This is a genomic window from Frigoribacterium sp. CFBP9029 (assembly GCF_034045305.1).
GTDB lineage: Bacteria > Actinomycetota > Actinomycetes > Actinomycetales > Microbacteriaceae > Frigoribacterium.
In genome coordinates, this window is record NZ_JAXCWB010000001.1 from 226338 (window position 1) to 251788 (window position 25451).

A 25451-nucleotide genomic window follows, 5' to 3' on the forward strand; every position below is an offset into this window, starting at 1 on the left:
TGCCGCTTCGGCGATCAGCGGCCTCACCGCAGAGACCTGACGACCCGTGCTTCACTTGTCGACGATGACTCTCCTCCTCCTCGCCGCCGGCACCGACCCCGCCGCCCCCGTCTCCTTCGACTGGGACGCCTTCTGGAAGATGTGGGGCATCCCCATCCGCATCGCCGGAATCATCGTGGTCGCGGTGCTCCTCCGGGTGGCGCTGCACTTCACCATCCGTCGGATCGTCGACCAGGTCGTCAACGGCATCAAGCGCAAGCAGAACGTCGACGACACGCAGGCGCTGATGGCCTCGCCGCTGCAGGCCGTCCGCGTCGTGCAGCGCACGCGCACCCTCGGCAGCGTGCTGAACAACGTCGTGACCGTGCTGATCGCCGGCATCGCCCTCGTGCTGGTTCTCGGCGAGCTCAACTTCGACATCGTCGCCATCGTCGGGGCGGCCAGCGTCGTCGGCGCCGGTCTCGCCTTCGGCGCCCAGAACATCGTCAAAGACCTGCTGAACGGCGTCTTCATGGTCGCCGAAGACCAGCTCGGGGTCGGCGACGTGGTCGACGTCGGGCCGGCCGCCGGGGTCGTCGAGGCCGTCGGCATCCGTGTGACGCAGATCCGAGACGTCAACGGCGTCCTCTGGTTCGTCCGCAACGGCGAGATCCTCCGGGTCGGCAACATGTCGCAGGGCTGGACCCGCGTCGTCATCGACCTCGCCGTGCCCTACTCGGCCGACGTCGACCAGGTGCAGGACGCCATGCTCGAGACCGCGACCGAGCTCGCCGCCGTCCCCCGCTGGAAGCGCGCGATCCTCGAGACGCCCGAGGTCTGGGGCATCCAGTCGATCGCCGAAGAGCACGTCGTCATCCGCATCGTCGTGAAGACGCGATCGTCCGATCGCGACACCGTCGACCGCGAGCTGCGCGCCCGGCTGAAGAAGACCACCGATGCGCTCGACATCGTGCTGCCGTCGCTGACCAGCGTCGTCCTCACGGGCTTCGACAGCGCCTCCTCCGTCCAGGGCGCACGTCCGCCCCGCACCTCGCCGACGCCGCACATCCCGAAGGGCAAGCGCAAGTGACCGATCTGCCCCCGACTCCCCCGTCGTCCGGTCTCGGCGGCGGCCCCGGCCTGCCCGTCGGCCCCCCGAGCGCAGGAGGCGCGGGTCAGCCCGTCACCCTCCGCGCCGGTCTCGGACAGGACGCCGCCCAAGGCAACTTCTGGCAGCAGATCGGCGGTCGGCCGACCTTCGAGCGACTCGTGCGGCGCTTCTACGAAGGGGTCCGGCACGACGACGTGCTCTGGCCGATGTATCCCGAAGCCGACCTCGAGGGGGCGATCCAGCGACTGACGGGGTTCCTCGAGCAGTACTGGGGCGGTCCGACGACCTACAGCCAGGAGCGCGGGCACCCTCGCCTGCGCATGCGCCACGCGCCCTTCACCGTGACACCCGAGGCGCGCGACCGCTGGCTGCTGCACATGCGCACGGCCGTCGACGAGCTGTCGCTGTCGCCGCTCGACGACGCCACCCTCTGGGCCTACCTCGAACGCGCCGCCCACGCGATGGTGAACGCGCCGTCCGCCTGACCGACGGGTGCCCGCCCGGGCGACCCGCGCCTCCTCGGGGTCCGTCCGGATCCCGACCGGGGTGCGGGTCTGACCGCGTGCGGGTCGACTCGCGTGCGGGTCGACTCGCGTGCGGGTCGGATCGCGTCAGCCGCCGAGCAGGGAGGCGCGGCGCTTGACGAGCACGTGGCCCCGACTGGTCGTCAGCCGCGTCCACGGGCCGGTCTCGAAGAGCGCGACCTCGTCGCCCTCGACCAGGAACCCGAGGCTCAGACCGGCGAAGGCGGCCCCGGCGGGCACATGCTCGAGACCCGGGACGGAGCGCGACCAGACCTCGGAGCGCACGCGGTGCACGATCTGCTCGCCGGCGTTCTCGGGCAGCGCCGCCGCGATCTCGTCGATGCCCGAGGTCGCCGTCGCCCGCAGGACGCCCTCGTCGGCGCCCGGCAGCGGCGACCAGCCGCCGCGCGGCGGCGAGATCGCGGCCCAGGTGACCGTGTTGACCTCGACCGGGAGCGACACCGTGACCGGCGCCGTGGGGTCGACGACGTCGTTCTGCAGCCTGACCAGCCGCTCCTTCATCGACCGGACGGGCACCACGGCGTCGAAGACGGGCGAGTCGTCGAGCTGGTAGGTGCGGAGACCGAGCACCGTGGGGCTCTCGTCGAGCAGCCCGAGGGGGTAGAAGACGGCCGTGTAGACCGCGAGCACGCCGGAGCCGGCGATGAGACGCACGGAGCCGTCTTCGACCCGGCCCGCCCGCCCCAGATAGGTCGCGAGGTCGCTGAGGGAAAGGGAGTCGGGGAGGGTGAATGTCGTGCTCATCGGCCCCCTAAACTACATCGGATGACCGACGATCCGCTGCAGAGCCTGCTCGCCACCCTCGACCTGGCCCCCGCGGGCAACGTCGGCGGCCAAGACGTCTTCACCGGCACCTCGCAGTGGGAGCCCCTCGGGCGCGTATTCGGCGGTCAGGTGATGGCCCAGTCGCTGGTCGCCGCTCAGCGGACGATCGGCGGGGAACGCGCGGTGCACTCGCTGCACGCGTACTTCCTCCGCCCCGGCGATCTCAGCATCCCCATCACGTTCACGGTCGACCGGATCCACGACGGGCGGTCGTTCGCCACCCGACGGACTCAGGCGTCGCAGGACGGCGTGCCCATCCTGTCGATGATCGCCTCGTTCCAGACCCTCGACGACGGCCTCGACCACCAGGTCGAGATGCCGACGGACCTCCCCGGGCCCGACGACGTGCCGAGCGACTCCGAGCTGCTGTCGGCCGTCGACCACCCCGTGGCCCGTGCCTGGGCCGCCCGCCCGTTCGACATGAGGCACGTGCCGTCGCCCGTCTACTTCACGATCGACGGCGCCCGGGTGGCACACCAGGCCGTGTGGATGAAGGCGACGTCGCCGTTGCCCGACGACCTCGATCTGCACCGCGCCGCCCTGCTCTACGCCAGCGACTACACGCTGCTCGAGACGATCTACCGTCGGCACGGCGTGCCGATGATCACCCCCGGGCTGAAGGCCGCCAGCCTCGACCACGCGATGTGGTGGCACCGCCCGGGCCGCGCCGACGAGTGGATGCTCTACGTCCAGGAGAGCCCGAACGCCACCGGTGGGCGCGGACTCGCGCTCGGTCGCATCTACGACGGGTCGGGTCGACTGCTCGCCAGCGTCGCGCAGGAGGGCATGATCCGCGTCCCCCGAGCCTGACGGCGGTGCGGGGCCGGGCGGTGCGGGGCTTCTCGAGGACGCTCAAGGTGCTCGAGCGCGGGTTCGGTGCGTCTCGACTCAGCGACGACGGAAGGTCAGCGGCGGCTCGACGAAGGGCTCCCATGCGGCGCGTTCGCGGGCCGAGATCCGTCGCGGCGTGTTCGTCGGTGCGTCGACGAGCACGATGGTCGTCGCCGCCTTGGTGAAGAGCTGCCGCGGTTCGACGCCGAGTGGTGACCACACCTCGTAGCAGACCTCGAGGCTGGCGCCGCCGAGCCGACCGACCCAGACCTGGATGTCGAGCGGCGCCCTGAGGTACGGGATGGGCAGCAGGTACTCGAGCTCCTGACGAGCGATGAGGGTCATCGTGTCGGCACCGGGGCTGCCGTCGAGCACCGCCGCGCCCGACGTCTGGTCGACCTCGCCGTCGACCGACCAGAACGCGTCGATGCGCGCCTCTTCGAGGAGGCGCAGCATCGACGCGTTGTTCACGTGCCGGTACCCGTCGAGGTCGCTCCAGCGGACCCGGGTCGGAACGTGCAGGCGGGTCATCTCAGTCGCGGGTCAGCTTGCGGTACGTCGCCGAGCTGGGCTTGGCGGCGTCGGCACCGAGACGTTCGATCTTGTTCTCCTCGTAGGCCTCGAAGTTGCCCTCGAACCAGTACCACTTCGGCGTGCCGTCGTCGTTCAGCCCCTCCCACGAGAGGATGTGCGTCGCGATGCGGTCGAGGAACCACCGGTCGTGGGTGATGACCACGGCGCAGCCGGGGAACTCGAGCAGAGCGTTCTCGAGGCTGCCGAGGGTCTCGACGTCCAGGTCGTTCGTGGGCTCGTCGAGCAGCAGGAGGTTGCCGCCCTGCTTGAGGGTGAGCGCCAGGTTGAGGCGGTTGCGCTCACCACCGGAGAGCACACCGGCCTTCTTCTGCTGATCGGGGCCCTTGAATCCGAACTGCGAGACGTAGGCCCGCGACGGGATCTCGGTCTTGCCGACCTGGATGTAGTCGTGCCCCTCGGAGACGACCTCCCACAGGTTCTTGTTCGGGTCGATGCCACCGCGGCTCTGGTCGACGTACGAGATGTCGACCGTCTCGCCGACCTTGAGCTCGCCGCCGTCGAGCGGTTCGAGACCGACGACCGTCTTGAACAGGGTCGTCTTGCCGACGCCGTTCGGGCCGATGACGCCGACGATGCCGTTGCGGGGCAGCGTGAACGAGAGATCGTCGATCAGGACGCGGTCACCGAAGGACTTGTGCAGCTTGTGCGCGTCGATGACCTGCGAGCCGAGTCGCGGCCCGACGGGGATCACGATCTCCTCGAAGTCGAGGGTGCGTGTGCGCTCGGCCTCGTTCGCCATCTCTTCGTAGCGGGCCAGACGCGCCTTGGACTTCGCCTGGCGGCCCTTGGCGTTGCTGCGGACCCACTCGAGCTCGGAGGCGAGGCGCTTCGCCAGCTTGGCGTCTTTCTTGCCCTGCACCTGCAGGCGCTCGCCCTTCTTCTCGAGGTAGGTCGAGTAGTTGCCCTCGTAGGGGTAGAGACGACCGCGGTCGACCTCGGCGATCCATTCGGCGACGTGGTCGAGGAAGTACCGGTCGTGGGTCACGGCGAGCACGGCGCCGGGGTACTTGCTGAGGTGCTGCTCGAGCCAGAGCACGCTCTCGGCGTCGAGGTGGTTGGTGGGCTCGTCGAGCAGGAGGAGGTCGGGCTTCTGCAGCAGCAGCTTGCACAGCGCGACGCGGCGCTTCTCACCACCGGAGAGGTTCGCGACCTCGGCGTCGCCCGGGGGCGTGCGGAGGGCGGACATCGCCTGCTCGAGCTGCGAGTCGAGATCCCACGCGTCGGCGGCGTCGATGTCCTCCTGGAGGGTGCCCATCTCGGCGAGCAGCGCATCGAAGTCGGCGTCGGGCTCGGCCATGGCGGCCGACACCTCGTTGAAGCGGTCGAGCTTCTGCTTGATCGGACCGACGCCCTCCTGGACGTTCTCGAGCACGGTCTTGGTCTCGTCGAGCTCTGGCTCTTGCATGAGGATGCCGACGGTGTAGCCGGGGCTGAGCTTCGCCTCGCCGTTGCTGGGGGTGTCGAGCCCCGCCATGATCTTCAGGATCGTCGACTTGCCGGCGCCGTTGGGCCCCACGACGCCGATCTTGGCGCCTGGGATGAACGACATCGTGACGTCGTCGAGGATCAGCTTGTCGCCGACCGCCTTGCGGGCGCGCACCATCGAGTAAATGTATTCGGCCATGGGGTCCAGTCTATCGGGCAGGGCGATGCGCCCCGGTGGGTGAGAACGAAGAGGAGGGCGCCGATGGCGCCCGGGTCACCAGTCGATGGTCCGCGTCGTGCCGATCAGGCAGTCGCCCGTGCCGAGCACCGGGGCGACCTGGCTGGAGTAGCCGGTCGACCCCGCCTGACCGACGAGGCAGTCTTCGCCGCGCAGCACGGAGAACTGGATCGAGTCGGCCTCTCGACCGATCGACGTCGTGTCGCTCGTGACCTGCATGTCGGCCTTGTCGAACCCGGCCGCGACGAGGTTGTCGACGAGCGACCGCCCGTCGGTCGCTCCCCCGCCGTCGAGGTACGAGCTGTTGACCCGGTCGAAGAAGGCGCGGGCCTCGTCGATCGGGGCGTCCGCCGCGAGGGAGGTGGCCGCCGCCGTCGCGGATGCGCTCGGCACGGGGTCGGTCGCGACCGGGTCGGGGCTCGAGGTGCAGCCCGCCGCCCCGAAGGCCAGGGCCAGCAGCACCATGGCGGACGGCGCGAGACGCGAGCGGGGCACGGCGGGCCTTCCTCTTCGCGGACGATCATGCGGCCCGGGCGGAGCCGCTGCCGATTCTACGGGTCGATCAGAAGGGCGTGTCGATGCTCTCGAGGTCGCGCACGCCCGGCCCGTCGGCACCGGGCGTCGAGGCACCCGACTCGTCGGCGCCGAGGGGCGCGACCGACCATCCGTCGGCCGCGGGCGTCGTGGGAGACCCGCGCCGCGCCTCCTCGGCGTCCACGCCGTCCGTGTCGTCCGCCCGCTCGGGCTGCTCGACCTGCTCGGGTGCGTCGCTCGACGACGGCGCCACGGCGGCGGCCGACGACCGGGTGAAGGTCGATCGGCCCCACCGGAGGTCGTGCCCCATCGCGTCGGCGTCGATCTCGACGGTGGTGCCCGATCGGTCGCCGTTCTGCCAGGGGCGCACTCGGAGGCGGCCCGTGACGAGCACGCGGTCGCCCTTCTTGACGCTGGCCGCGACGTTGCCGGCGATGGCCCTGAAGGCGGTGACGGTGTACCAGTTCGTCTCGCCGTCCGACCAGGTGTCGGTCGAGCGGTCGTAGCGACGGATGGTGCTCGCCAGGCGGAAGCTGGCGATGTCGAGGCCGGCCTCGGTCGTGACGGTGCGCGGATCGGTGGCGATGGTCCCTGTGAGGGTGATGATGTCGGTCATGGGGCGAGTCTCGCGACCGCGGGGCCGCCGATCGACCCGTACCGCGCCTCCCTGTGGACGGCGACGGCGACGGGTCGACCGGGGAGGGATCATGACCGCGCCCGGTGCGGTGGCCGATATCGGCGGCCGGTGTCAGTGCTCGTGGAACTCCGGGTAGTCCGCGCCGGGTCCGAGCGCCGCGAACAGCGCGCTCTTCGCCACGGCCAGGGTCGGGAACACCGCGCCCTCGTCGGAGTCGCGCGAAGGCATGCGGACCGCGAAGCCCTCGTCCGTGCGGTGGATGGAGCCCACCGTCCCGGAGGGGCCGACTGCCACCCAGGTCTGTCTCGTCGTCGTCTGGTCGCTCATCGTCGAGCACCTCTCTGTAGGTCGTCGCCCGCGGCAGCGAGGCGACGGAGAACGGTGACGACACGCGGTCCTCTGACCGACGGGTCGCCCTCGCCCCGGAATGTACTCCCCCGCCCACCGAGAGGACCGGGGCGCCCGCACCGCCGCACCCTAGGGTGTTGCCATGAGATCACCCTTCACCCCCTACGTCGCCGACGACGCACGGTACTCGAAGCTCGACTACGTACGCACCGGCCGGAGCGGCCTCCGACTGCCGCGCATCTCGCTCGGTCTCTGGAACAACTTCGGCACCGATCGCGCGCTCGAGACCCAGCGCGACATCGTCCTCCGTGCGTTCGACCGCGGCGTCACCCATTTCGACCTCGCGAACAACTACGGGCCTCCCTACGGCTCGGCCGAAGAGCAGTTCGGTCGCATCGTCGCCGCGAACCTGCGCCCGTACCGCGACGAGCTCGTCGTCTCGTCGAAGGCCGGCTACGACATGTGGCCGGGTCCGTACGGCGACGGCGGATCGCGCAAGTACCTGCTGTCGTCGCTCGACGCGAGCCTCGGTCGCCTGGGTCTCGACTACGTCGACGTCTTCTACTCGCACCGGCCCGATCCCGAGACCCCGATCGAGGAGACGATGGGCGCCCTCGCCACGGCCGTCCGCCAGGGCAAGGCCCTCTACGCCGGCATCTCGAACTACTCGCCCGAGCAGACGGTCGCCGCGGCGGACGCGCTCGCCGCCGAGGGGGTGCCGCTGCTCATCCACCAGCCGCGCTACAACATGTTCGACCGCAAGCCCGAGAACGGCCTCTTCGACACCCTCCTCGAGCGGGGGGTCGGATCGATCGTCTTCTCGCCCCTCGCCGGCGGACTGCTCACCGGGCGCTACCTCTCGGGCGAGGCGCCCGCGGGCTCCCGCATGGCCGAGGGCCGCTGGTTCACCGAGGAGGCCCTCAGCGAGACCTACCTCGAGCGGGTCAGGGGCCTGAACGGCATCGCGGAGGCGCGGGGCCAGTCGCTCGCGCAGCTCGCCCTGACCTGGGTGCTGCGGCAGCCCGCGGTCACGAGCGCGCTCATCGGCGCGTCGTCCGTCGCGCAGCTCGACGACAGCCTCGACGCCCTGCACGGCGCGGCGCTCACGGACGACGAGCTGGCGGCGATCGAGCCGCTCGCGGTCGACGGCACGGGGCGCTGACCGGGCGGGGCGGGGCTGCGGCGGGCTGAGGGGTGGGGGCCGCGGTCGCGGTCGCGGTCGCGCCATCGGGTGCGGTCGGCCGCGGGAATGTCGGTGGTCGACCGTAGCGTCGGAGGTGTTCTCGACAGCATCGGCCGGATGACCTCAGGAGCACCTCATGACCACCACCGCCTTCCCCGCCCTGCACACCCCGCTCGCCTCGGCGAGCACGCACACGCACGACGAACCCCGACTCCAGCTCGACGAGACCCGAGGGGGTCTGCGACTCGTGCAGGTCCGTGACGATCTCGCACGGGTCACCCGCCCGGGCGGGGAGGTGCTCGGGTACGTCGAGCGGTTCGCCGACCCGCAGGGCGAGAAGTACCGGGCCAAGCGGTTCATCGCCCGTCAGCGACGGTTCGTCGAGATCGGCGAGTTCTGGAGTCGCGCCGACGCCACCGACTGCTTCCGCTTCGCCTGAGACGTCTGGCAGGAGTCATCGCCGCGTGGTGGTGCCCCCGGTAGGAATCGAACCTGCGACCACGTGGTGCCCCCGGCAGGAATCGAACCTGCGACCAAGAGATTAGAAGGCTCCTGCTCTATCCGCTGAGCTACGGGGGCGGACGATCAACGATACCGCGCCTCCTCGTCCGTCCCGGCTCCGTCGGGCACCGCGTGGTGAACCGGACACCGCGCCAGCGCGCGGTGTCCGGTTCGTGTCGGGCGGTGTGACGGCGGGTCAGCCGACGGGGTCGGTCAGGTCGTACAGCGTGACCCCGTCGACCTCGGTGGGTGTGAAGTTCGCCTCGACCCAGGCCGCGATGTCGCTCGACTCCGAGCTGCCGCCGTTCGACGCGCCGATCGACCCTCCGACGAAGTAATGGATCTCTCCGTCGGCGACGTACTGCTCGAACTCCTCGAGCGTCGGCGACGGGTCGCTGCCGTTGAACCCGCCGATCGCCATGACGGGATCACCCGTCGCCAACTGATACCCCGCGGCGCCGTTGGAGCCGACAGCAGCCGCCACCCAGGTGTAGTCGTCGGCGTCCGCCCCGACGACGGCGGCCAGTTCGTCGCTGACGGTGCCGGCGCCGAGCAGGGACCCCGCACCGCCGCCGCCCGCACCACCGCCTGCGGGTGACGTCCCGGTGCCGGTGCCCGCGCCTCCTGCCGTCCCCGGCGAGGTCGCTCCGAAACCGCCCGTGGGCATCTGCGGAGGCGTGCCACCCGCTGCGCCGCCGGGCCCGCCGGCACCACCACCGGTGCCGCCTCCGCCGAAACCACCCGCGCCACCGCCACCGCCGGCGCCGCCGCCGCCGAATCCGCCGATGCCTCCCGACACCGACGGCCCGGCCGTCACGATCGACCCCGTGTGCGCGGTCGCCACGGTCTCGACCGAGTAGGCGGCCGGGGCGAGGAGCGAGCCGGTGAGCAGCACCGCGAGGGTGGCCACCGTGAGCGCGCGCCCCCGGCGGGGCAGCAGGACGAGCACGGCTCCGATGAGGGCGAGGCCCACGACGACGAACCTGATCCAGGGCTGCCACGACTCGGATCTCGACAGCAGCACCCATGCCCAGGCCCCGGTCAGCAGGGCCGTCACGGCGAGGACGATCCGGACGACGAGGCGGTGTCGACGACGCCACAGCACGTCGGCCCCGGCTCCGAGGGTCACAGCGATCGCCGGCGCCAGGGCGACGGTGTAGTACGCGTGGAAGATGCCCGACATGAAGCTGAAGACGAGCGCGGTCAGCACCATCCAGCCGCCGAAGAGCAGCAGGGTCGCCCGCCGTGCGGACGTCCGGTGCCGGAAACCGAGCAGCACCAGCGCGACGAGTCCGACGATCAGCGCGGCGGGCAGCAGCCAGGTGATCTGACCGCCGAACTCGCCGGTGAAGAGTCTCGTGATGCCGGTCTCCCCCCACATGCCGGTCGCCCCGGTTGCCGCACCACCGCCTCCTCCCGTCACGCTGCCGGTCTCGTCACCGGTCAGCCGTCCGAGGCCGTTGTAGCCGAAGGTGAGCTCCAGGAATGAGTCGTTCTGCGAACCGCCGACGTAGGGCCGCATGCTCTCGGGCACCAGCTCGACGACGGCGACCCACCATCCGGCCGACACGACCACCGCGGCGAGCGCCGCCAGCAGATGCAGCACCCGCTTGCGCAGGATGACGGGCGCCGCGATCAGATAGACGCCGGCCAGCACGGGGAGGATGACGAACGCCTGCAGCTGCTTCGTCAGGAACCCGAAGCCGATGGCGACGCCGGCCCACACCACCCAGCGGATGCGCCCCGACTCGACACCGCGGAGCGTCAGGTACGTCGCGAGGGTCAGCAGCAGCACGAGCAGCGCGTCGGGGTTGTTGAAGCGGAACATCAGCACGGCCACCGGCGTGAGCGCGAGCACACCGCCCGCCACGAAGGCGGCCGTCGCGGAGGAGTGCCTACGCACCGTGGCCCAGACGAGGCCGACGGTCGCCACACCCATCAGCACCTCGGGCAGCAGGATGCTGAACGACGACAACCCGAACAGGCGGACGGACAGCGCCATGAACCACAGGCTGGCCGGCGGCTTGTCGACGGTGATCGAGTTCGCCGCGTCGGACGATCCGTAGAAGAACGCCTCCCAGCTCTGCGAACCCGCCTGCACGGCGGCCGAGTAGAACGAGTTCGCCCACCCGTTCGCCGACAGGTTGATCAGATAGAACCCAGCGGTCGCGACGAGCAGGGCGATGAAGGCGGGGCGCTCCCACGCCGCCGCTCCCTCCCGGCCGCGGACGAAGCGTCGACCGAGAGAACGGAGGCGCGGGCCGACAGCACGCGCAGCCTCCGGACGGTCGGCGAGAGGACGGTCGGCGAGAGGACGCTCGACCGGCATCGAGGTCGTGCCGGCGCTCATCGGCCGACCGCCGTGACGTCGTCGTCGCCCGTGACCGTGTCGGACAGCGCGGTCGGGTCGGGCGCCGTGCCCGGTGACTCTCGGGGCATCCGGTCGTCGGCCGGGCCCGGGGTGACGTGCGTCGCCTCCGACCGGAACACCCAGACCCGCAGCAGCACGAACCGCAGCACGGTCGCGACGAGGTTCGCCGCGGTCAGGACGACGAGCTCGGCGTGCGCGTCGGCCGACGGCGCCGCCGCATGCAGCACCACGAGCGACCCCGAGGTGAGCAGCCACGCGAGCATGAAGACGCCGAGCCCCTGCAGCTGATGGCGGGCGACGCCCCGCGCGCCTCGGACCCCGAACGTGAACCGCCGGTTGGCCGCCGTGTTCAGCACGGCTGTGACGAGCAGCGAGAGGAAGTTCGCCGACTGGGCGGGCATCACCTGCTGCGCCACGAGGTACAGCAGCGCGTAGGCCGCCGTCGAGGCCGCGCCCACGGCGCCGAACCTCACCACCTGCGAGAAGAAGGCAGGAGGCGCGGAGGACTCGAACGGGCGCCTCCCGATCGCCTCGTACACGGCCTGGACGGGGATCGTGCCCCGCGCGATGCCCGCACCGACGCGCACCATGCCCTTGAGGTCGGCCGTCGCCGTCGCCACGATGTCGACCGAGCTGTCGGGATCGTCGACCCAGTCGACCGGCACCTCGTGGATCCGCAGGCCCGACCGCTCGGCCAGGATCAGCAGCTCCGTGTCGAAGAACCACCCGGTGTCCTCGACGAGCGGCAGCAGCTGCGCGGCGGCATCGCGCCGGATCGCCTTGAACCCGCACTGCGCGTCGCTGAAGCCGACCCCCATCGTGCGTCCCAGCAGGAAGTTGTAGCTGCGCGAGATGAACTCGCGCCTGCCGCCTCGCACGACGCGAGACGAGCGGCTGAGCCGGGTGCCGATGGCGAGGTCGGAGTGCCCCGACAGCAGCGGCGCCACGAGGGGGCCGAGGGCCGAGAGGTCGGTGGAGAGGTCTTCGTCGAGGTAGACGAGCACCTCGGCCGGCGACTCCGACCAGACCTGCTTGAGGGCCCGGCCCCGTCCCTTCTCGGCGAGATGGACGGCGGTGACGCCGGGCAGCCGGGCCACGAGCAGGTCGGCGAGCTCGGCCGTGCCGTCGGTGCTGGCGTTGTCGGCGATGGTCACTCGCCAGCGTTCGGCGACGTGTCGCGTCAGGTGGGCGTGCAGGTCGCCGATGCTGGTCTCGAGCGTGTCGGCCTCGTCGTGGACGGGCACGACGATGTCGAGCCGCAACGGACCGGCGGGGGCGGGCAGGGGTCTGAGGATGTCGTCGTCTGGCATGCGACCACGGTCGGCGACCCGGCTATCGGACCCCTTGCACGAGCCGATGGCTGCGCCGCGCGATCCCTATGAACCGCCTATGCCCGGGGCTCTTAGAGGGCCAGCGCGAGCGCCCCGAGCAGCTTGTCGAGCGTCGGCGCGCCCTCGGCCCGGAACACGACCTCGCCGTCGTCGCGGGTGACGACGATCGTCGGGGTGCTGCGCACGTCGCGTGCCTCGGCGTCGCCCGGTCGGTGGGCCACATCGGCCTCGTCGACCGAGAGCCCCGGCACCAGGGCGCGGGCCTCGGCGACGACGGCGCGAGCCGCGTGGCAGGGACCGCAGAAGGCGGACGTGTACAGCTCGAGCATCATGCCGGGCACAACGAGGAGGCGCGGGGGAATGTTCCCCCGCGCCTCCTGCGGTCCTGCTGTCGGTGGCCGGAGCCCCCGCTGTCAGTTGTCGCGGTCGTCGTTCCGGTCTTCGGGGTCGACCACCGGGTCGCTGTCCTTCACGTCGAGCGAGTAGTGCACCTGCAGCTGCTCGCCGACCATCTTCGCCTCGGTGGCGGTGTAGACGATGCCGGTCTCCATGCCGTCGACCAGCACGAAGTCGGTGATCTCGTCGTCGTAGCCGCCGTCGGTGCTGATGCGCGTGTCGGTGGCGCCGTCACTGGGGCCGCCCTCGAAGAAGACGACGTACTCGGATCCCTCGGCCACGGTGGGCTTGCTGTCTGTCATGCCACAGGTCTACCAGGAGGCGCGGAGTCGGTGCCCAGGTTGCCGCCGTCCGTCAGTCGCCCCTGTTTGATTAGCCAAGCTATATAGCTTGGCTATAGACTGCTCGGCATGACTTCACAGCCGACCGACATCCTGGAATCCCTCCTGACGTCGACCCATCGCCTGACGCGCATCGCCGCGCAGGAGACCGGCCGCACCACCTCCCCCGCCGTCTGGCGCACGCTGTCGATCCTCACGACCGACGGCAGCCTGCGGGTGGGCGACCTCGCCAAGGCGAGCCGCGTCAGCCAGCCCACCATGACGAAGCTCCTCCGCGGGCTCGTCGACGACGAGCTCGTCTACCGCATCGCCGACGTCGACGACTCGCGCGCCTGGCTGATCGCGATCAGCGACAAGGGCACCCGCGCCCTCGTCGACTGGCGGGCCCAGCTGGCCGACGCCCTCGGGGCGCTGTTCGCCGACCTCGACGAGGCCGAATGGGGCGTGCTCGACCACGCCGCGCAGCTGCTCGCCACCCGCGTGAGCACCGAGGCGGTGCCCGCATGAGCCGCGCCTCCTCGTCCGCCGTCACCGCGCCTCCGGCAGCGCCCTCGAAACCCAGCATCCTGCACCAGCCGACGGCGGTCTGGGCCATCGCGTTCGCCTGCGTCGTCGCGTTCATGGGCATCGGCCTCGTCGACCCGATCCTGCCCGCGATCGCCGAGTCGCTGCGCGCGACGCCGACTCAGACCGAGCTGCTCTTCACCAGCTACCTCGCGGTCACCGGGGTCGCGATGTTCTTCACCAGCTTCGTCTCGAGCCGACTCGGCGCGAAGAGGACCCTGCTGATCGGGCTGGCGCTGATCGTCGTGTTCGCCCTGCTCGCAGCCACGAGCGGCGACGTCGGGTCGATCATCGGGTTCCGTGCCGGCTGGGGGCTCGGCAACGCGCTCTTCATCTCGACGGCCCTCGCCACGATCGTGGGCGCCGCGAGCGGCGGCACGGCCTCGGCGATCATCCTGTACGAGGCGGCGCTCGGGCTCGGCATCGCGATCGGACCGCTGATCGGCGGCCTGCTGGGCTCGGTGAGCTGGCGCGGCCCGTTCTTCGGCGTGACGACCCTGATGGCCGTGGCGTTCATCGCGATCGTGCTGTTCCTGAAATCCGGCTCGATGGAGAAGCCGACGCCGACCCGGCTCTCGGCGCCCTTCCGCGCCCTGGCCCGTCCGGCGCTCGGCGCCCTCGCCGCGACCGCGCTGTTCTACAACATCGGCTTCTTCGTGCTGCTCGCCTACACGCCCTATCCGCTCGGCTTCGGGGCGCTCGGCATCGGCTTCACGTTCTTCGGCTGGGGCGTCGGGCTGGCCGTCACCTCGGTCTGGGTCGCGCCGATGCTCACGGCCCGGATGAAGCGCACCACCGTGCTGAAGATCGCCCTCCCCCTGCTGGCGCTCGACCTCGTCGCCGCGGCGATCGTCGTCGGCACCCCTGCGGCCCTGGTCGTCTGCGTCGTCGTCGGCGGGCTCGTGCTCGGCGTGCTCAACACGGTTCTGACCGAGTCGGTGATGGAGGCCACCGACCTGCCCCGCTCGGTCGCCTCGAGCGCCTACTCGGGCGTGAGGTTCCTCGGCGGAGCGGTGGCGCCTCCGGTCGCGACCCTCCTGGCCGACACGATCGCGCCGAGCGCGGCGTACGTGTTCGCCGCGGCGAGCGTCGCCGTCGCCCTCGTGGTGGTGGTCGCGGCCCGCAAGGCGCTCCGTCGCGTCGACGACGGGCCCGAGCCGGCCGCCGTCGAGGCCGAGGCCATCGGGGCGGGCGACCTGACCTGAGGTGCCGACCCGCGCCTCCTCGGCTCCCCCGCCGTCGAGGAGTCGCGACACGCCGCTCGCTCTTCGAGGCGGGCGGCGTGTCGCGACTCGTGGACCGGCCCCGAGGAGGCGCGGTGCCCGACGGCCACGCGGCTAGACTCCCCCCATGGCTTCAGCGAACGACCGTCTGGTCTGGATCGACTGCGAGATGACCGGTCTCGACCTCAGCGTCGACGAACTGGTCGAGGTCGCCGTCGTGATCACCGACTTCGACCTCACCCCCGTCCACCCCGGCTTCACGATCGTGATCAAGCCCGATCAGTCGGCGCTCGACAACATGGGCGACTTCGTCACCGAGATGCACACGTCGTCGGGTCTGATCGACGAGATCCCGAACGGCGTCAGCCTTGCCGAGGCCGAATTCGAGGTGCTCGAGTACATCCTCAAGCACGTGCCCACGAAGCAGCAGGCGCCGCTCGCCGGCAACACCATCGGCACCGACCGGGCGTTCCTCGCGAAGTACATGCCGCGCGTCGACGGTCACCTTCACTATCGGAGCATCGACGTGTCGTCGATCAAGGAGCTCGCCCGGCGCTGGTTCCCCCGCGTGTACTTCAACGCCCCGCAGAAGAACGGCGGCCACCGGGCCCTCGCCGACATCCTCGAGTCGATCCGCGAGCTCGAGTACTACCGCCGTGCCGGCTTCGTCTCCGAGCCCGGTCCGACCACCGAAGAGGTGCAGGCGATCTCGAAGACCGTCGTGGACGAATGGGCCTCCAGGCTGTAGTAGAGTCTTCTCGTTGCAACCGCTTCGGCGAGTGCACATGGTGGGTATAGCTCAGCTGGTAGAGCGCCTGGTTGTGGTCTAGGAGGCCGCGGGTTCAAGCCCCGTTACTCACCCTGATGAGACAAAGAAGCCCCGCCCTCGTGGCGGGGCTTCTTTGTGCGCCCAGGGGAAGACGGACGGGGCGTGCGAGAGTAGGCGCGTGGACGAACCGCACCGACTTGACGACGACGGGCCGTCGGGGATCGACCCGGCCGCGATCAGCGCCGAGCGCTTCGACGAGATGGTCGTCGATCAGCTCGATCTGCTGCCCGACGACATGGTCGACGGGCTCGACAACATCGTCTTCGTCACCGAAAACCGCCCCGAAGACGGCTCACTCGACCTGCTCGGCCTGTACGACGGCGTCGCTCTGACCGAACGGGGCCAGTACGGCTTCGGCGAGCTGCCCGACCGCATCATCCTCTACCGCGAACCGCACCTGGCCGCCGTGGACGACGAGGAGGCGCTGGCCGACGAGATCCACGTCACCCTCGTCCACGAGATCGCCCACTTCTACGGCATCGACGACGAGCAGCTGCACGAGCTCGGCTGGGCCTGACCGCGCGAGGGGGCCGACTGCGCCGGCAGCACGACCGCCGGCAGGGTCATCCGCTGCTCTTCGTCGTCGATCCGTTACCGAACGGTCGCTTTACGGCAGCGGGCACGCCATAGAGTCGAGGTGCGCTCGACATGGCCCCTGGTGGCCGTGCGACACACCGACCACCAGAGGGGGAACCATGAAGTCCAGCACCACCGTCCGCACCATCGCCGCCTTCGCCGTCGCGGTCGGACTCACCGCGACCATCGCCGTCCCGGCTCAGGCCAAGGGCGGGGCCACCGGGGGGTACGGGACCATCGTCGGCTTCTCGGACTTCCCCTCGAGCCCGGTACTCGCCGGTTCCGTCGTGTTCGGGCGTATGAACGACTCGCTCTTCGTCGGCGACTGGGATGGCGACGGCCGAGACAGTCTCGCCGCGCGTCGCGGCAACACCTACTACCTGCAGCCCGAGACGACGGCGGCCTACACGGACCGCGCAGTCTCTTACGGGAAGACCACCGACGAGACCTATGTGGGCGACTGGGACGGCGACGGCGTCGCGACACTCGCCGTGCGTCGCGGCAACACCTTCCACTTCACTAATCGCTGGGAGGGCGGCAAGGCCGACTTCTCGATCGCATTCGGCCGCTCGGGCGACCGGATCTTCGTCGGCGACTGGGACGGTGACGGCAGAGACTCCCTTGCCATCCTCCGTAACGGCCTTTTCCACATCACGAACGACCTCTCGACGGCGCGCACCGCTCGGGTCGTCGACGTGGAGGCTCGGTTCCCGACGGCGCTCATCACCGTCGGCGACTGGGACGGCGACGGTGAGGACACGCTCGGATTCCGGTTCCCCTACGCACCGCCCCGCCAGCAGGGACACTCGGATTGGGCGCTCTACAACGACCTGGAGATGACGCAGCCCGCCACGGGCACCGATCGGTACGGCCTGCAGTTCCGTTACGGCCCCGGCACGGGTGCCGCCTTCGCCGGCGACTGGGACGGCGACGGCAAGGACACCCTCGGCGGTCGTGGAGGCGGTTCGTTCTGATCCGATCGCTCGCACGAGCTCGGCGGGGCCTGACCGCCCGAGGCGGGGCCGGGCCGGTGGACGGCCGCCGTCAGCCCACCACCTGATAGCCGAACGCGACCTCTCCGCGCTGAGCAGCCGGCAGCGGCTCGACGACGCAGATCTCGACGTGGTCCTTCGTGACCGAGACGTAGGGTCGGCTCGCTGCGGCGGCGGCCGACTGCGCCGTCAGCACGACCGTCGGCGGGGTGGCGAACGGTGCGGCGAACCTCAGTCGCACCTGGGGCCCCGCCTTCGCGGCCGCCCCGGGCGTGTAGCGCACGGAACCCGCCGAGTCGCCGCCCGCCGCGACGATCGGCGCCGCACCGAGTGCGGCCGCCGGCAGCGGCTGAGCCGTCGGCGCGGTCGCGCGCCCCGCGAGCAGATGGCGGCCGACCTCGACGTCCGCCGCCGCCGTGACGCCGCCGGGCCAACCCCAGACGGGCAGCGCCCGAGCGGGTCGCTCGTCACGCACCGGCGACGCCCCCTTCGACAGCTGGATGCGCGTGGTCGGATCGATCATCACGTTCGCGCCATAATCGGCCCCGACGGCGACGGCCGCCCCGGTGAAGCGTCCGAGCCGCGTGCCGATCAGGGCGAAGTCGTCGCCGTCCGTCAGGCGAACGAGGTGGTCGTTCGCCGTCGCCTTCGCCGGGTCGACGCCGAGCAGCGCCCCGCCCATCACGCGGATCCCCCCTTCGAGCACGACACCGCGCGGGCGCTGTCGCCGATGCTCGATCAGGGGCCCGCCGCCGCCGTAGAGGAACGGGCTGACGAGCTCGACGTGACGGACGTTCCCCACCCGGATCACCGCCTCCGGCGCGGATCCGGTCTGCAGCGCCTCGATGTGCGGGGCGACCAGTCGCACGAACTCGACGAAGTGCTCGCCCGACCCGCCCCAGCCGAGGTCGAGCGCGGGCCCCGGACTGCCTTCGATGGTCAGATCGACGCAGGTGAGCGTGTTCGAGTTCGTCAGGCTCATCTCGGCCGGCGGCGACCTGACCACCATCGCGGCGTCGGTCTCGGTGCCGCAGTTGTTGACGAAGACATCCGACCAGAACGCGTTGTTGACCCGCTGGGCGAGCAGAGCCGTGCCCGCCACGTTGGCGAGGTGCACCCGGTCGAAGCGCGACTCGAACCCGTTGTCGACCCGAAGCAGCGGCGCGTCCGATCCGTTGCCCTGCAGGGTCAGCCCCTCGAGGGTCGTACCCGGGCCCGTCACCACGACCATCGGCGCGGTCGACGTGGGCAGATGGCGCAGGTTCACGCCACCGCTCGTCCCCGACCCGTACCGGCTGATGTCGGCGCCCAGCCCCTGGATCTTGACGAGCATCGGCACCGAGACGGAGTCGATCAGATACGCGCCGGCCGGCACCACGACGCGACCGCGCACCTTGGCGGCGAGATCGAGGGCCTGCTGGAACGCCACGGTGTCGTTCGTCCGCCCGTCGCCGCGTGCCCCGATCCGTTTCACGTTGACCGCGACGTGAGGGTCGTCCGCATCGGTCGGGCCGGCCGCGACGGCGGGTGCTGCTCCCCCGCCGTCGAGGACGAGCGCTGCCGCCGCCACGGTCGCGCCCGCGGCGAGGAACAGCCGTCGACTGCCGTATCGTCCACCGGAATCCGAAGTACTCACATGCCACCCACTCTCATGAGACCAGGGCATTCATGCACTGGCCTCGGAAAGGCTAACGCGTGTGAGCCGATCGCGCCAGGTCGACCACCCCGGGGTCGAACGAGCCCGCGCCTGCCTACGCGTCGACGACGATGTCGGCGAGCGTCCGAGGCGCATGCCTGGCCAGATGCCGCTCCTCCTGCTCGGCCCAGACGTCCCACCACGGCTCGTAGGCGGCTCCGTCGCGTGCGAGCGCCCGTCGTCGTCGCTCGTCGCGATCGAGCTCGAGCCAGACCCGCGTCGTCGCCAGAGCCGAGGAGGCGCGGGTCACCGACCCCGCACCCTCCACGATCACCGAGACGGCCGGGTCCAGGGCCGCCCACTCCCCCGGTCGGTCCAGCTGCCAGTCCCATCGCCGCCAGCCGCGGGGCGTCCCCCGCAGGATCGTCGTCGGCACGGCCTCCGACGCCGCCTCGAGTCCGTGCCAGCCCGGGTAGACGTCGTCGAGGTGGACGAGGCGGACGGGACCGAGGTGTGCGGGCCAGGCTGCGCACAGGCGGCGTGACAGGGTCGTCTTGCCCGAACCGGAGCGGCCGTCGATCAGGACGACGGCGGGCTGGTCGGCGACCCGCGCCTCCTCGGTGTGCTGCAGGATGCGCTCGATCACGGCGTCGACGCGGTCAGGCAAGGACGAACGACCAGGTCGAGGCGGCGACGGCGGCCGTCACGGCGATCGCGGCCACGGCGACGCCGAGACCGACGAGCACGACGTCGCGCCCGGCAAACACCGACGGGCGGGCCCAGGTGCGGGGCTCGTCCGAGCCGAAGCCCTTGGCCTCCATCGCGGTCGCGAGCTTGCTGCCGCGGCGGACCGACAGCACGAGCAGGGCGAAGGCCTGCTGACCGAACCGCCGGAGGGCCCCGATCGGACCGCCCGAGTCGGCGACGCCGCGCGCCCGACGGGCCAGAGCCAGCTGACGCCAGTCGTCCATGAACAGCCCCACGAGACGGAGACCGGCGAGCGCGCCCAGCACGAACCGGGCCGGGAGGCGGAGCACCTGGCCGAGACCGTCGGCCAGGTCGGTGGGGTCGGTGGTCGCGAGGAGGACGATGCCCGGGATGCCGACGGCGAGGATGCGGAGGCCGATCGCGGCCGCCAGGGAGAGCGACCCCTCGGTGACCGACACCACCCACCAGTCGATCAGGACGGCGCCTCCGTCACGACCGTAGACCGCGGTCACCAGCACCGAGGAGGGGGCGGCGATCCAGAGCGGGAAGGTGCGGACGGCGAGCTGCCGGGCCGTCAGCCCCGCCCAGGGCAGGAGCATCAGCTCGAGGGCGAGCGCCGTCCCCGCCGAGACCCAGTCGATCGAGAGCAGCAGCACGACCGCGATGACGAGGGCGGCCAGCAGCTTCGCGACCGGGTTGACGCGGCCCACGACGCCGGTGGTCTCGATGGTGGTCAGGATGCTCACGACGCCCCTCCGGTCGCCGAGCCGGCCGGCAGGTCGAGGACGTCGTCGGCCAGGGCCGCCACGAGATCGGCGTCATGCGTCACCGTCACGACCGCCCGGCCGTCGTCGAGGAGCTCGGCGAGGAACGCCACGAGCTCGCGCCAGGTGCGGGCGTCCTGACCGAAGGTGGGCTCGTCGAGCACGAGCACGGACGGCCGCGAGGCCAGGATCGTCGCGACGGACAGTCGGCGCTTCTCCCCGCCGGAGAGCGTGAACGGGTTCGCCGCGGCGAGGTGGTCGAGGCGCAGACGCTCGAGCAGCGCGTCGACCCGGCGGTCGATCTCGGCGGCGGGGACGCCCAGCGCCCGCGGCCCCACGGCCAGTTCGCGGCGCAGCGTCGTCGAGAGGAACTGGTGCTCGGGGTCCTGGAAGACCGTGCCGATGCGGGTCAGCAGCTGGCGCGGTCGCCATCGCACGGGCGACGGCCCGGCGTCGCCCGCCAGGGCCGACGACGCGACGAGCCGACCGGCCACCGGCGGCAGGAGACCCGCCACGGTGAGGGCGAGCGTCGACTTGCCGGCGCCGTTCGGCCCCGTCACGGCCAGCGCTCGGCCGGAGACGACCGACAGACCGATGTCGGAGGACACCGCCGCACCGCGCGGGCCGCGCCGACCGACGGCGAGTCCGTGCGCCTCGAGCAGCGTGTCACCGGTCGCCCGTCTCCGCGGGGGCGTCGGGACGTCGACCCCGGGCACCCAGACGCCCGCGGCGGTCAGCGTGTCGCGCTGCGCCCGGAGGACCTCGTCGGGTCGGCCGTCGGCGAGCACTCCCCCGTCGGCGGCGAGCACGACGACGCGATCGACGACGGGCAGCCATACCGACACGCGGTGCTCGACCACCACCAGCGTGGCCTTCGTCGCCTCGGCGACCCGGGCGACGGCGTCGCGCACCTCGACGACGCCGACCGGGTCGAGGTTCGCGGTGGGCTCGTCGAGGAGGAGCAGCCCGGGTCGCATCGCCAACGCGCCGGCGAGCGCCAGACGCTGCTTCTGACCGCCGCTGAGCTCGGAGGTCGAGGCGGCGAGCGGCAGGTCGAGCCCGACGGCGTCGAGCGACTCGTGCACCCGGCGCCAGATCTCGTCGCGCGGCACGGCGAGGTTCTCGCAGCCGAAGGCCACGTCGTCGCCCACGCGGGCGAGCACCACCTGCGAGTCGGGGTCCTGCAGCACGAGTCCGACACGCCCGCGCTGCGAGGCGGGCGGCCGCCCGTCGACGAGCAGCTCGCCCTCGGCGTCGCCGTCCTCGTCGCCGCCCAGCACGCCGGCCAGACCGGCGAGCAGCGTCGACTTGCCAGCACCGGAGGCTCCGAGCAGCAGCACCTTCTCACCGGGCTCGATGTCGAGGTCGAGGCCCGAGACCGCGCGGGCGCGCCGCCCCGCGTGCCGCCAGCCCCACCCGCGGGCCGTCACGCGGGCCCCGCCCGGTGCGGGCACGGACGCCACGCCCGCGCCCCGCTAGACCAGGGTCTCGGTCGTCCGACCGGAGGCGAAGCGGTTCAGGGCGCCGCTGCGGGCGAGCCCTCGAGCGGCGAGCCACGAGAGGAACCCGGCGATGACGAGACCCGACACGATCGACGAGGCGACGTAGACGAACTGCCGTTCGGGTGCGAGCGCCGCGGCGGTCGACGAGAACGTGATGTCCATCAGGCCGACGGCGAGACCGGCGACCGTGCCGGCGAGCAGCACCACCCCGAGACGCCACGACTTGTAGAGGAACAGCGCGAGCACGATCTCGGCGGCGAGCCCCTGGACGATGCCCCAGATCAGCACCGAGAAGCCCCACTGCGTGCCGATCAGCATCGACACGACCGCGGCGACCACCTCGGTGTAGACCGCGGCGCCGGGCTTGCGGATGACGATGCCGCCGAGCACCCCGGCGAACAGCCACATGCCGTTGAAGATGCCCTGGAACCCGCCCGAGAAGCTCAGCAGCACGTCGGTGCCGTAGTAGGCGACGCCCCAGGCCCAGAAGACGACTCCCGAGGCGACGCCGATGACGCTGGCGACGACGATGTCGACGACGCGCCAGCGCCTCGCCGGGGTCTTCGTCGCGGTGGCGGCCTCGCGACCGGTGGTGGACGTGCGGACAGACATGTGATCTCCTCCCTGCGCCGGCATGATCCGGATCAGGTTCGACGGTCGAAGCGTGGTTCGCTTCCTCTCAGCCCGGCTCACCGGACTCCCGTGTGTTGTGCGATGAGCATAGCGCGGGCGGGCGCGCCCAGGTGCGCCGCACCTCCTCGGCCTCCGTGCCCCGGATGGGGGACAACGCCGGTCCCGCGAAGTGCCCGCTGCGCGACGCCGCCGGGAACCTTAGATTTCCCTATCAAAGGTGCGCCGACCCACCGGCGCCCGACGAGGAGTCCGATGTCCTTCCCGAAGAACCCCCGCAGCGCACGCCGTCGCGTGCTCGCCACCTGTCTCACCGCCTCCCTCGCCCTCGGTCTGACCGCCGTCGGCTCCGGGGTCGCGTTCGCCGCGCCTCCTGCGTCCGCGCCGGTCGGCAAGCCGGTCACGCCGACGCTCCCGGTCGTCGCCGGGCCGCTGATGAACTACACCGTCAACGTCGAGAAGGCGAACCGCGGTCAGGTAGACAAGATCGAGAGGGCCGTCGGAACGGCCGGAGGCGCGGTGATCGCCGCATACGACGAGATCGGCGTGATCGTGGCGCAGTCCGACAACGCGAACTTCGCCGCGTCCCTGCGGGCCACGCGCGGCGTCGACTCGGTCGGGGCGACCCGCACGGCACCGGTCACGGCCACCGACCCGACCTTCGGGGTGGGCGTCACGCCCCCCGGCACCGGCCACGGACCGGGGCACGGCAAGCCGGGCAAGCCCGGGAAGCCCGGTCGCGCCGACGCCGCCTCGCCCGAGCGACGACTCGAAGCGCAGACCACCGTCGTCGCCGACCCGCTCGAGGCCCAGCAGTGGGACAACAAGGCGATCAAGGCCGACCAGGCGCACCAGATCACCGACGGCAGCCGGAAGGTGCTCGTCGCCGTGCTCGACTCGGGCATCGAGGGAGACCACCCCGACCTGCAGCCGAACATCGACACCCGCGCCTCGGCCGGCTGCCTCGCCGGCACGCCCGACCGGTCGTACGACGCCTGGCAGCCCACGACGAGCGATCACGGCACGCACGTGGCCGGCACGATCGCCGCCGCCCGCAACGGCGTCGGCATCGTCGGCGTCGCCCCCGGTGTGCGCATCTCGGCCGTCAAGGTCGTCAGCGACGACGGGTTCATCTACCCCGAGGCGGCGATCTGCGGCTTCATGTACGCCGCCTCGACCGGCGCGTCCATCACCAACAACAGCTACTACGTCGACCCGTGGCAGTTCTGGTGCGACTCCGACGTCGACCAGCTCGCCGTCAAGACGAGCGTCGACCGGGCCGTGCAGTACACGCAGGACAAGAAGGGCGTCGTGAACGTCGCCGCCGCCGGCAACTCGTCGATCGACCTCGCGAACAAGACCGTCGACGACGCCAGCCCGAACGACACGACCCCCGTCGTGCGGCAGATCGACGCCGGCTGCGAAGACATCCCGACCGAGCTCGACGGCGTCGTGACCGTGTCGTCGACCACCTCGGCGGGCGCGAAGTCGAGCTTCTCGAACTACGGCGAGGGCGTCATCGACGTCGCCGCCCCGGGTTCGGCGATCCTCTCGACCGTGCTCGACGGCGGCTACGGCACGAAGTCCGGCACCTCGATGGCCTCGCCGCACGTCGCCGGCGTGCTCGCCCTGCTGAAATCCACGCACCCGAAGGCCCAAGGCGCCGAGCTGACGCGCCTGCTCGAGAAGCAGGCCACCGACACGGCCTGCCCCGCCGGCGTCGCGGCCTGCACCGGCACGGTCGCCGACAACGGCTACTTCGGCGAGGGCGTCGTCGACGCTCTCGCGGCGGTGACCAGGCGCTGACACCCCGCCCGTTCGCGCCCGCACCTCGACAGGGGTGCGGGCGCGACCGCGTTCAGCGCAGCGTGAGCCGCCCGTCGGCCGCCAGCCACTCGAGCCCCTCGACGACGGCCTCGACGGTCGTGTACCGGGGTGCGTAGCCGAGCAGCCGACGCGCCTTCTCGATGCTCATCGAGTGGCTGCGCCACGCGTGCTGCCACGAAGCGTCGCCCGCCTCGTCGGAGACCAGCGTGCGGAACTCGTCGAACGGGACGAAGCGGAGCCGCGCCTCCTGCCCGTACTCCCGCGCGACGGCCTCGGCGAGGCCGCGGAGCGAGACGGCGCGCTCCGACACGACGTGGAACGCCTCGCCGGCCGCCTGGCCGAACCGGTCGACCGCGAGCTGGAACGCCTGTGCGACGTCGTCGGCGTGCACGTGGTGCACGGTCGCGGACCCCTGGTCGGGCAGCACGACCTCGCGGCCCGCGGCGAGCGCCTCCCACACGCCGAGGTCGAGGTTGCCCTGCGGGTTGATCATGGGCCAGCCCGGTCCGGTGATGTGGCCCGGGTGGAGCACCGTCGACTGCACGCCGCCGGGTCGCCGCGACTCGCGCAGCAGCAGCTCCTCGATGGCGGCCTTCTGCGTGCCGTACTCGCCGGACGGCGTCCGACGCGCCTCCTCGGTGATGGGCACCTCGACCGCCGGGCCGTGCACCCAGATCGTTCCGCAGCTGACCAGTGCGGTCCCCGTCCCGCGCAGCGCGTCGAGCAGATGCGTGGCGCTGTCGACGGTGAAGCAGATCATGTCGACGACGACGTCGGCCTCGAGCGCGGCCACCTGCGCACCGAACGTGCCGTCGGCCTCGGCGGCGTCGCGGTCGAGCACGACCCGTTCGACGGAGCCCCAGGCGGCGTGGGCGCGGTACGGCTCGGACGTGCCACGACTGACCGCGACCACCTCGTGACCGGTCGACACCAGCCGAGGGACGAGGTAGCCGCCGACGTGGCCGGTGGCGCCGAGCACGACGATCTTCACGAGCGCCCTCCCGTCGGGG

At 71.5% G+C, this 25451-nt stretch carries 27 protein-coding genes, 2 tRNA genes and 1 riboswitch; of the genes, 12 read left to right on the plus strand and 17 right to left on the minus strand.

The features are described 5' to 3' along the window. Positions 1-64 precede the first annotated feature (64 nt). Positions 65-1069, plus strand: a complete 1005-nt coding sequence (locus SOM11_RS01060; RefSeq protein ID WP_320476947.1) for a mechanosensitive ion channel family protein — start codon at positions 65-67, stop codon at positions 1067-1069. Positions 1070-1218: 149 nt separating this feature from the next. After that, a complete protein-coding gene (locus SOM11_RS01065; RefSeq protein WP_243214216.1) occupies positions 1219-1575 on the plus strand; it encodes a globin in 357 nt (118 codons plus the stop codon). A gap of 126 nt (positions 1576-1701) precedes the next feature. On the opposite strand, the gene SOM11_RS01070 is transcribed toward SOM11_RS01065, so the two are convergent. Further along, positions 1702-2379, minus strand: a complete 678-nt coding sequence (locus tag SOM11_RS01070) for a hypothetical protein (RefSeq protein ID WP_243214200.1) — start codon at positions 2377-2379, stop codon at positions 1702-1704. Between the two features lie 21 nt (positions 2380-2400). Here SOM11_RS01070 and SOM11_RS01075 point away from each other — a divergent pair, with 21 nt between their 5' ends. Next, positions 2401-3270 carry an acyl-CoA thioesterase gene (locus SOM11_RS01075; protein WP_192059936.1) on the plus strand — a complete coding sequence of 290 codons (870 nt, stop codon included), beginning with the start codon at positions 2401-2403 and terminating at the stop codon, positions 3268-3270. 78 nt (positions 3271-3348) lie between these two features. On the opposite strand, the gene SOM11_RS01080 is transcribed toward SOM11_RS01075, so the two are convergent. From SOM11_RS01080 to SOM11_RS01100, 5 genes are all read right to left on the minus strand, one after another. After that, on the minus strand, positions 3349-3822 hold the full coding sequence (locus SOM11_RS01080; RefSeq protein WP_320476948.1) for a thioesterase family protein: 474 nt from the start codon (positions 3820-3822) through the stop codon (positions 3349-3351). 1 nt (position 3823) lies between these two features. Beyond that, entirely contained in the window at positions 3824-5509 is a 1686-nt protein-coding gene (gene ettA, locus SOM11_RS01085) for an energy-dependent translational throttle protein EttA (RefSeq protein ID WP_192059933.1), read from the minus strand. Between the two features lie 75 nt (positions 5510-5584). After that, complete coding sequence (locus SOM11_RS01090; RefSeq protein WP_320476949.1) at positions 5585-6043, minus strand: DUF6993 domain-containing protein; 459 nt, start codon at positions 6041-6043, stop codon at positions 5585-5587. A gap of 67 nt (positions 6044-6110) precedes the next feature. Beyond that, the gene (ssb, locus tag SOM11_RS01095; RefSeq protein WP_320476950.1) at positions 6111-6698 is read right to left on the minus strand and encodes a single-stranded DNA-binding protein; all 588 of its coding nucleotides are present in this window, start codon (positions 6696-6698) and stop codon (positions 6111-6113) included. 132 nt (positions 6699-6830) lie between these two features. Continuing rightward, a complete protein-coding gene (locus SOM11_RS01100; RefSeq protein WP_320476951.1) occupies positions 6831-7046 on the minus strand; it encodes a methyltransferase in 216 nt (71 codons plus the stop codon). A 163-nt stretch (positions 7047-7209) separates the two neighbouring features. On the opposite strand from SOM11_RS01100, the gene SOM11_RS01105 reads away from it, so the two are divergent. After that, entirely contained in the window at positions 7210-8229 is a 1020-nt protein-coding gene (locus SOM11_RS01105) for an aldo/keto reductase (protein WP_192059924.1), read from the plus strand. A 157-nt stretch (positions 8230-8386) separates the two neighbouring features. Then, positions 8387-8689, plus strand: a complete 303-nt coding sequence (locus SOM11_RS01110) for a hypothetical protein (RefSeq protein ID WP_320476952.1) — start codon at positions 8387-8389, stop codon at positions 8687-8689. 64 nt (positions 8690-8753) lie between these two features. On the opposite strand, the gene SOM11_RS01115 is transcribed toward SOM11_RS01110, so the two are convergent. The 5 genes from SOM11_RS01115 to SOM11_RS01135 all read right to left on the minus strand — a co-directional run bounded on the left by SOM11_RS01115 (position 8754) and on the right by SOM11_RS01135 (position 13151). Then, positions 8754-8829: transfer RNA gene (locus SOM11_RS01115), tRNA-Arg, on the minus strand. Between the two features lie 118 nt (positions 8830-8947). Beyond that, entirely contained in the window at positions 8948-11101 is a 2154-nt protein-coding gene (locus SOM11_RS01120) for a glycosyltransferase family 39 protein (protein ID WP_320476953.1), read from the minus strand. Continuing rightward, a complete protein-coding gene (locus SOM11_RS01125) occupies positions 11098-12432 on the minus strand; it encodes a bifunctional glycosyltransferase family 2/GtrA family protein (RefSeq protein ID WP_320476954.1) in 1335 nt (444 codons plus the stop codon). Before SOM11_RS01125 ends, SOM11_RS01120 begins: the two co-directional genes overlap by 4 nt. 92 nt (positions 12433-12524) lie before the next feature. Beyond that, a complete protein-coding gene (locus SOM11_RS01130) occupies positions 12525-12785 on the minus strand; it encodes a thioredoxin domain-containing protein (protein WP_192059919.1) in 261 nt (86 codons plus the stop codon). An 81-nt stretch (positions 12786-12866) separates the two neighbouring features. Continuing rightward, a complete protein-coding gene (locus SOM11_RS01135; RefSeq protein ID WP_243214208.1) occupies positions 12867-13151 on the minus strand; it encodes an oligoribonuclease in 285 nt (94 codons plus the stop codon). 108 nt (positions 13152-13259) lie between these two features. On the opposite strand from SOM11_RS01135, the gene SOM11_RS01140 reads away from it, so the two are divergent. The 6 genes from SOM11_RS01140 (at position 13260) to SOM11_RS01165 (ending at position 17356) form a co-directional block, all read left to right on the plus strand. After that, positions 13260-13697, plus strand: a complete 438-nt coding sequence (locus tag SOM11_RS01140) for a MarR family winged helix-turn-helix transcriptional regulator (RefSeq protein WP_192059916.1) — start codon at positions 13260-13262, stop codon at positions 13695-13697. Continuing rightward, on the plus strand, positions 13694-14959 hold the full coding sequence (locus SOM11_RS01145; protein WP_320476955.1) for an MFS transporter: 1266 nt from the start codon (positions 13694-13696) through the stop codon (positions 14957-14959). The genes SOM11_RS01140 and SOM11_RS01145 overlap by 4 nt, the downstream gene beginning before the upstream one ends. A 145-nt stretch (positions 14960-15104) precedes the next feature. After that, entirely contained in the window at positions 15105-15725 is a 621-nt protein-coding gene (gene orn / locus SOM11_RS01150; RefSeq protein ID WP_192059912.1) for an oligoribonuclease, read from the plus strand. 40 nt (positions 15726-15765) lie between these two features. Beyond that, positions 15766-15838: transfer RNA gene (locus SOM11_RS01155), tRNA-His, on the plus strand. Positions 15839-16005: 167 nt separating this feature from the next. Then, positions 16006-16323, plus strand: coding sequence for a metallopeptidase family protein (locus SOM11_RS01160; protein WP_320477098.1), 318 nt, complete (start codon positions 16006-16008; stop codon positions 16321-16323). Positions 16324-16501: 178 nt separating this feature from the next. Further along, on the plus strand, positions 16502-17356 hold the full coding sequence (locus SOM11_RS01165; protein ID WP_320476956.1) for a hypothetical protein: 855 nt from the start codon (positions 16502-16504) through the stop codon (positions 17354-17356). Positions 17357-17426: 70 nt separating this feature from the next. On the opposite strand, the gene SOM11_RS01170 is transcribed toward SOM11_RS01165, so the two are convergent. The 5 genes from SOM11_RS01170 to SOM11_RS01190 all read right to left on the minus strand — a co-directional run bounded on the left by SOM11_RS01170 (position 17427) and on the right by SOM11_RS01190 (position 22596). Continuing rightward, on the minus strand, positions 17427-19010 hold the full coding sequence (locus SOM11_RS01170) for a glycosyl hydrolase family 28-related protein (RefSeq protein ID WP_320476957.1): 1584 nt from the start codon (positions 19008-19010) through the stop codon (positions 17427-17429). 115 nt (positions 19011-19125) lie between these two features. After that, positions 19126-19677, minus strand: a complete 552-nt coding sequence (locus SOM11_RS01175; protein ID WP_320476958.1) for an ATP-binding protein — start codon at positions 19675-19677, stop codon at positions 19126-19128. After that, the gene (locus tag SOM11_RS01180; RefSeq protein ID WP_371740691.1) at positions 19670-20464 is read right to left on the minus strand and encodes an energy-coupling factor transporter transmembrane component T family protein; all 795 of its coding nucleotides are present in this window, start codon (positions 20462-20464) and stop codon (positions 19670-19672) included. Before SOM11_RS01180 ends, SOM11_RS01175 begins: the two co-directional genes overlap by 8 nt. Beyond that, the gene (locus tag SOM11_RS01185) at positions 20461-21945 is read right to left on the minus strand and encodes an ABC transporter ATP-binding protein (protein WP_414655433.1); all 1485 of its coding nucleotides are present in this window, start codon (positions 21943-21945) and stop codon (positions 20461-20463) included. Before SOM11_RS01185 ends, SOM11_RS01180 begins: the two co-directional genes overlap by 4 nt. 12 nt (positions 21946-21957) lie before the next feature. Further along, positions 21958-22596, minus strand: a complete 639-nt coding sequence (locus tag SOM11_RS01190) for an ECF transporter S component (RefSeq protein ID WP_320476959.1) — start codon at positions 22594-22596, stop codon at positions 21958-21960. Next, a riboswitch (TPP riboswitch) is annotated at positions 22588-22698 on the minus strand. It overlaps the preceding gene by 9 nt. A gap of 171 nt (positions 22699-22869) precedes the next feature. Between SOM11_RS01190 and SOM11_RS01195 the strand changes: the two genes are divergently transcribed. Beyond that, the gene (locus SOM11_RS01195; protein ID WP_320476960.1) at positions 22870-24420 is read left to right on the plus strand and encodes a S8 family serine peptidase; all 1551 of its coding nucleotides are present in this window, start codon (positions 22870-22872) and stop codon (positions 24418-24420) included. Between the two features lie 52 nt (positions 24421-24472). Here the strand turns inward: SOM11_RS01195 and SOM11_RS01200 are convergent, their stop codons facing one another. Continuing rightward, a complete protein-coding gene (locus SOM11_RS01200; protein ID WP_320476961.1) occupies positions 24473-25432 on the minus strand; it encodes an NAD-dependent epimerase/dehydratase family protein in 960 nt (319 codons plus the stop codon). Positions 25433-25451 lie beyond the last annotated feature (19 nt).

Coding starts and splice junctions, on each gene's coding strand:
- SOM11_RS01060 (WP_320476947.1), top strand. CDS start 65: ATGACTCTCCTCCTCCTCGCCGCCGGCACCGACCCCGCCGCCCCCGTC.
- SOM11_RS01070 (WP_243214200.1), bottom strand. CDS start 2,379: ATGAGCACGACATTCACCCTCCCCGACTCCCTTTCCCTCAGCGACCTC.
- SOM11_RS01075 (WP_192059936.1), top strand. CDS start 2,401: ATGACCGACGATCCGCTGCAGAGCCTGCTCGCCACCCTCGACCTGGCC.
- SOM11_RS01080 (WP_320476948.1), bottom strand. CDS start 3,822: ATGACCCGCCTGCACGTTCCGACCCGGGTCCGCTGGAGCGACCTCGAC.
- ettA (WP_192059933.1), bottom strand. CDS start 5,509: ATGGCCGAATACATTTACTCGATGGTGCGCGCCCGCAAGGCGGTCGGC.
- ssb (WP_320476950.1), bottom strand. CDS start 6,698: ATGACCGACATCATCACCCTCACAGGGACCATCGCCACCGATCCGCGC.
- SOM11_RS01100 (WP_320476951.1), bottom strand. CDS start 7,046: ATGAGCGACCAGACGACGACGAGACAGACCTGGGTGGCAGTCGGCCCC.
- SOM11_RS01105 (WP_192059924.1), top strand. CDS start 7,210: ATGAGATCACCCTTCACCCCCTACGTCGCCGACGACGCACGGTACTCG.
- SOM11_RS01110 (WP_320476952.1), top strand. CDS start 8,387: ATGACCACCACCGCCTTCCCCGCCCTGCACACCCCGCTCGCCTCGGCG.
- SOM11_RS01120 (WP_320476953.1), bottom strand. CDS start 11,101: ATGAGCGCCGGCACGACCTCGATGCCGGTCGAGCGTCCTCTCGCCGAC.
- SOM11_RS01125 (WP_320476954.1), bottom strand. CDS start 12,432: ATGCCAGACGACGACATCCTCAGACCCCTGCCCGCCCCCGCCGGTCCG.
- SOM11_RS01130 (WP_192059919.1), bottom strand. CDS start 12,785: ATGATGCTCGAGCTGTACACGTCCGCCTTCTGCGGTCCCTGCCACGCG.
- SOM11_RS01135 (WP_243214208.1), bottom strand. CDS start 13,151: ATGACAGACAGCAAGCCCACCGTGGCCGAGGGATCCGAGTACGTCGTC.
- SOM11_RS01140 (WP_192059916.1), top strand. CDS start 13,260: ATGACTTCACAGCCGACCGACATCCTGGAATCCCTCCTGACGTCGACC.
- SOM11_RS01145 (WP_320476955.1), top strand. CDS start 13,694: ATGAGCCGCGCCTCCTCGTCCGCCGTCACCGCGCCTCCGGCAGCGCCC.
- orn (WP_192059912.1), top strand. CDS start 15,105: ATGGCTTCAGCGAACGACCGTCTGGTCTGGATCGACTGCGAGATGACC.
- SOM11_RS01160 (WP_320477098.1), top strand. CDS start 16,006: ATGGTCGTCGATCAGCTCGATCTGCTGCCCGACGACATGGTCGACGGG.
- SOM11_RS01165 (WP_320476956.1), top strand. CDS start 16,502: ATGAAGTCCAGCACCACCGTCCGCACCATCGCCGCCTTCGCCGTCGCG.
- SOM11_RS01190 (WP_320476959.1), bottom strand. CDS start 22,596: ATGTCTGTCCGCACGTCCACCACCGGTCGCGAGGCCGCCACCGCGACG.
- SOM11_RS01195 (WP_320476960.1), top strand. CDS start 22,870: ATGTCCTTCCCGAAGAACCCCCGCAGCGCACGCCGTCGCGTGCTCGCC.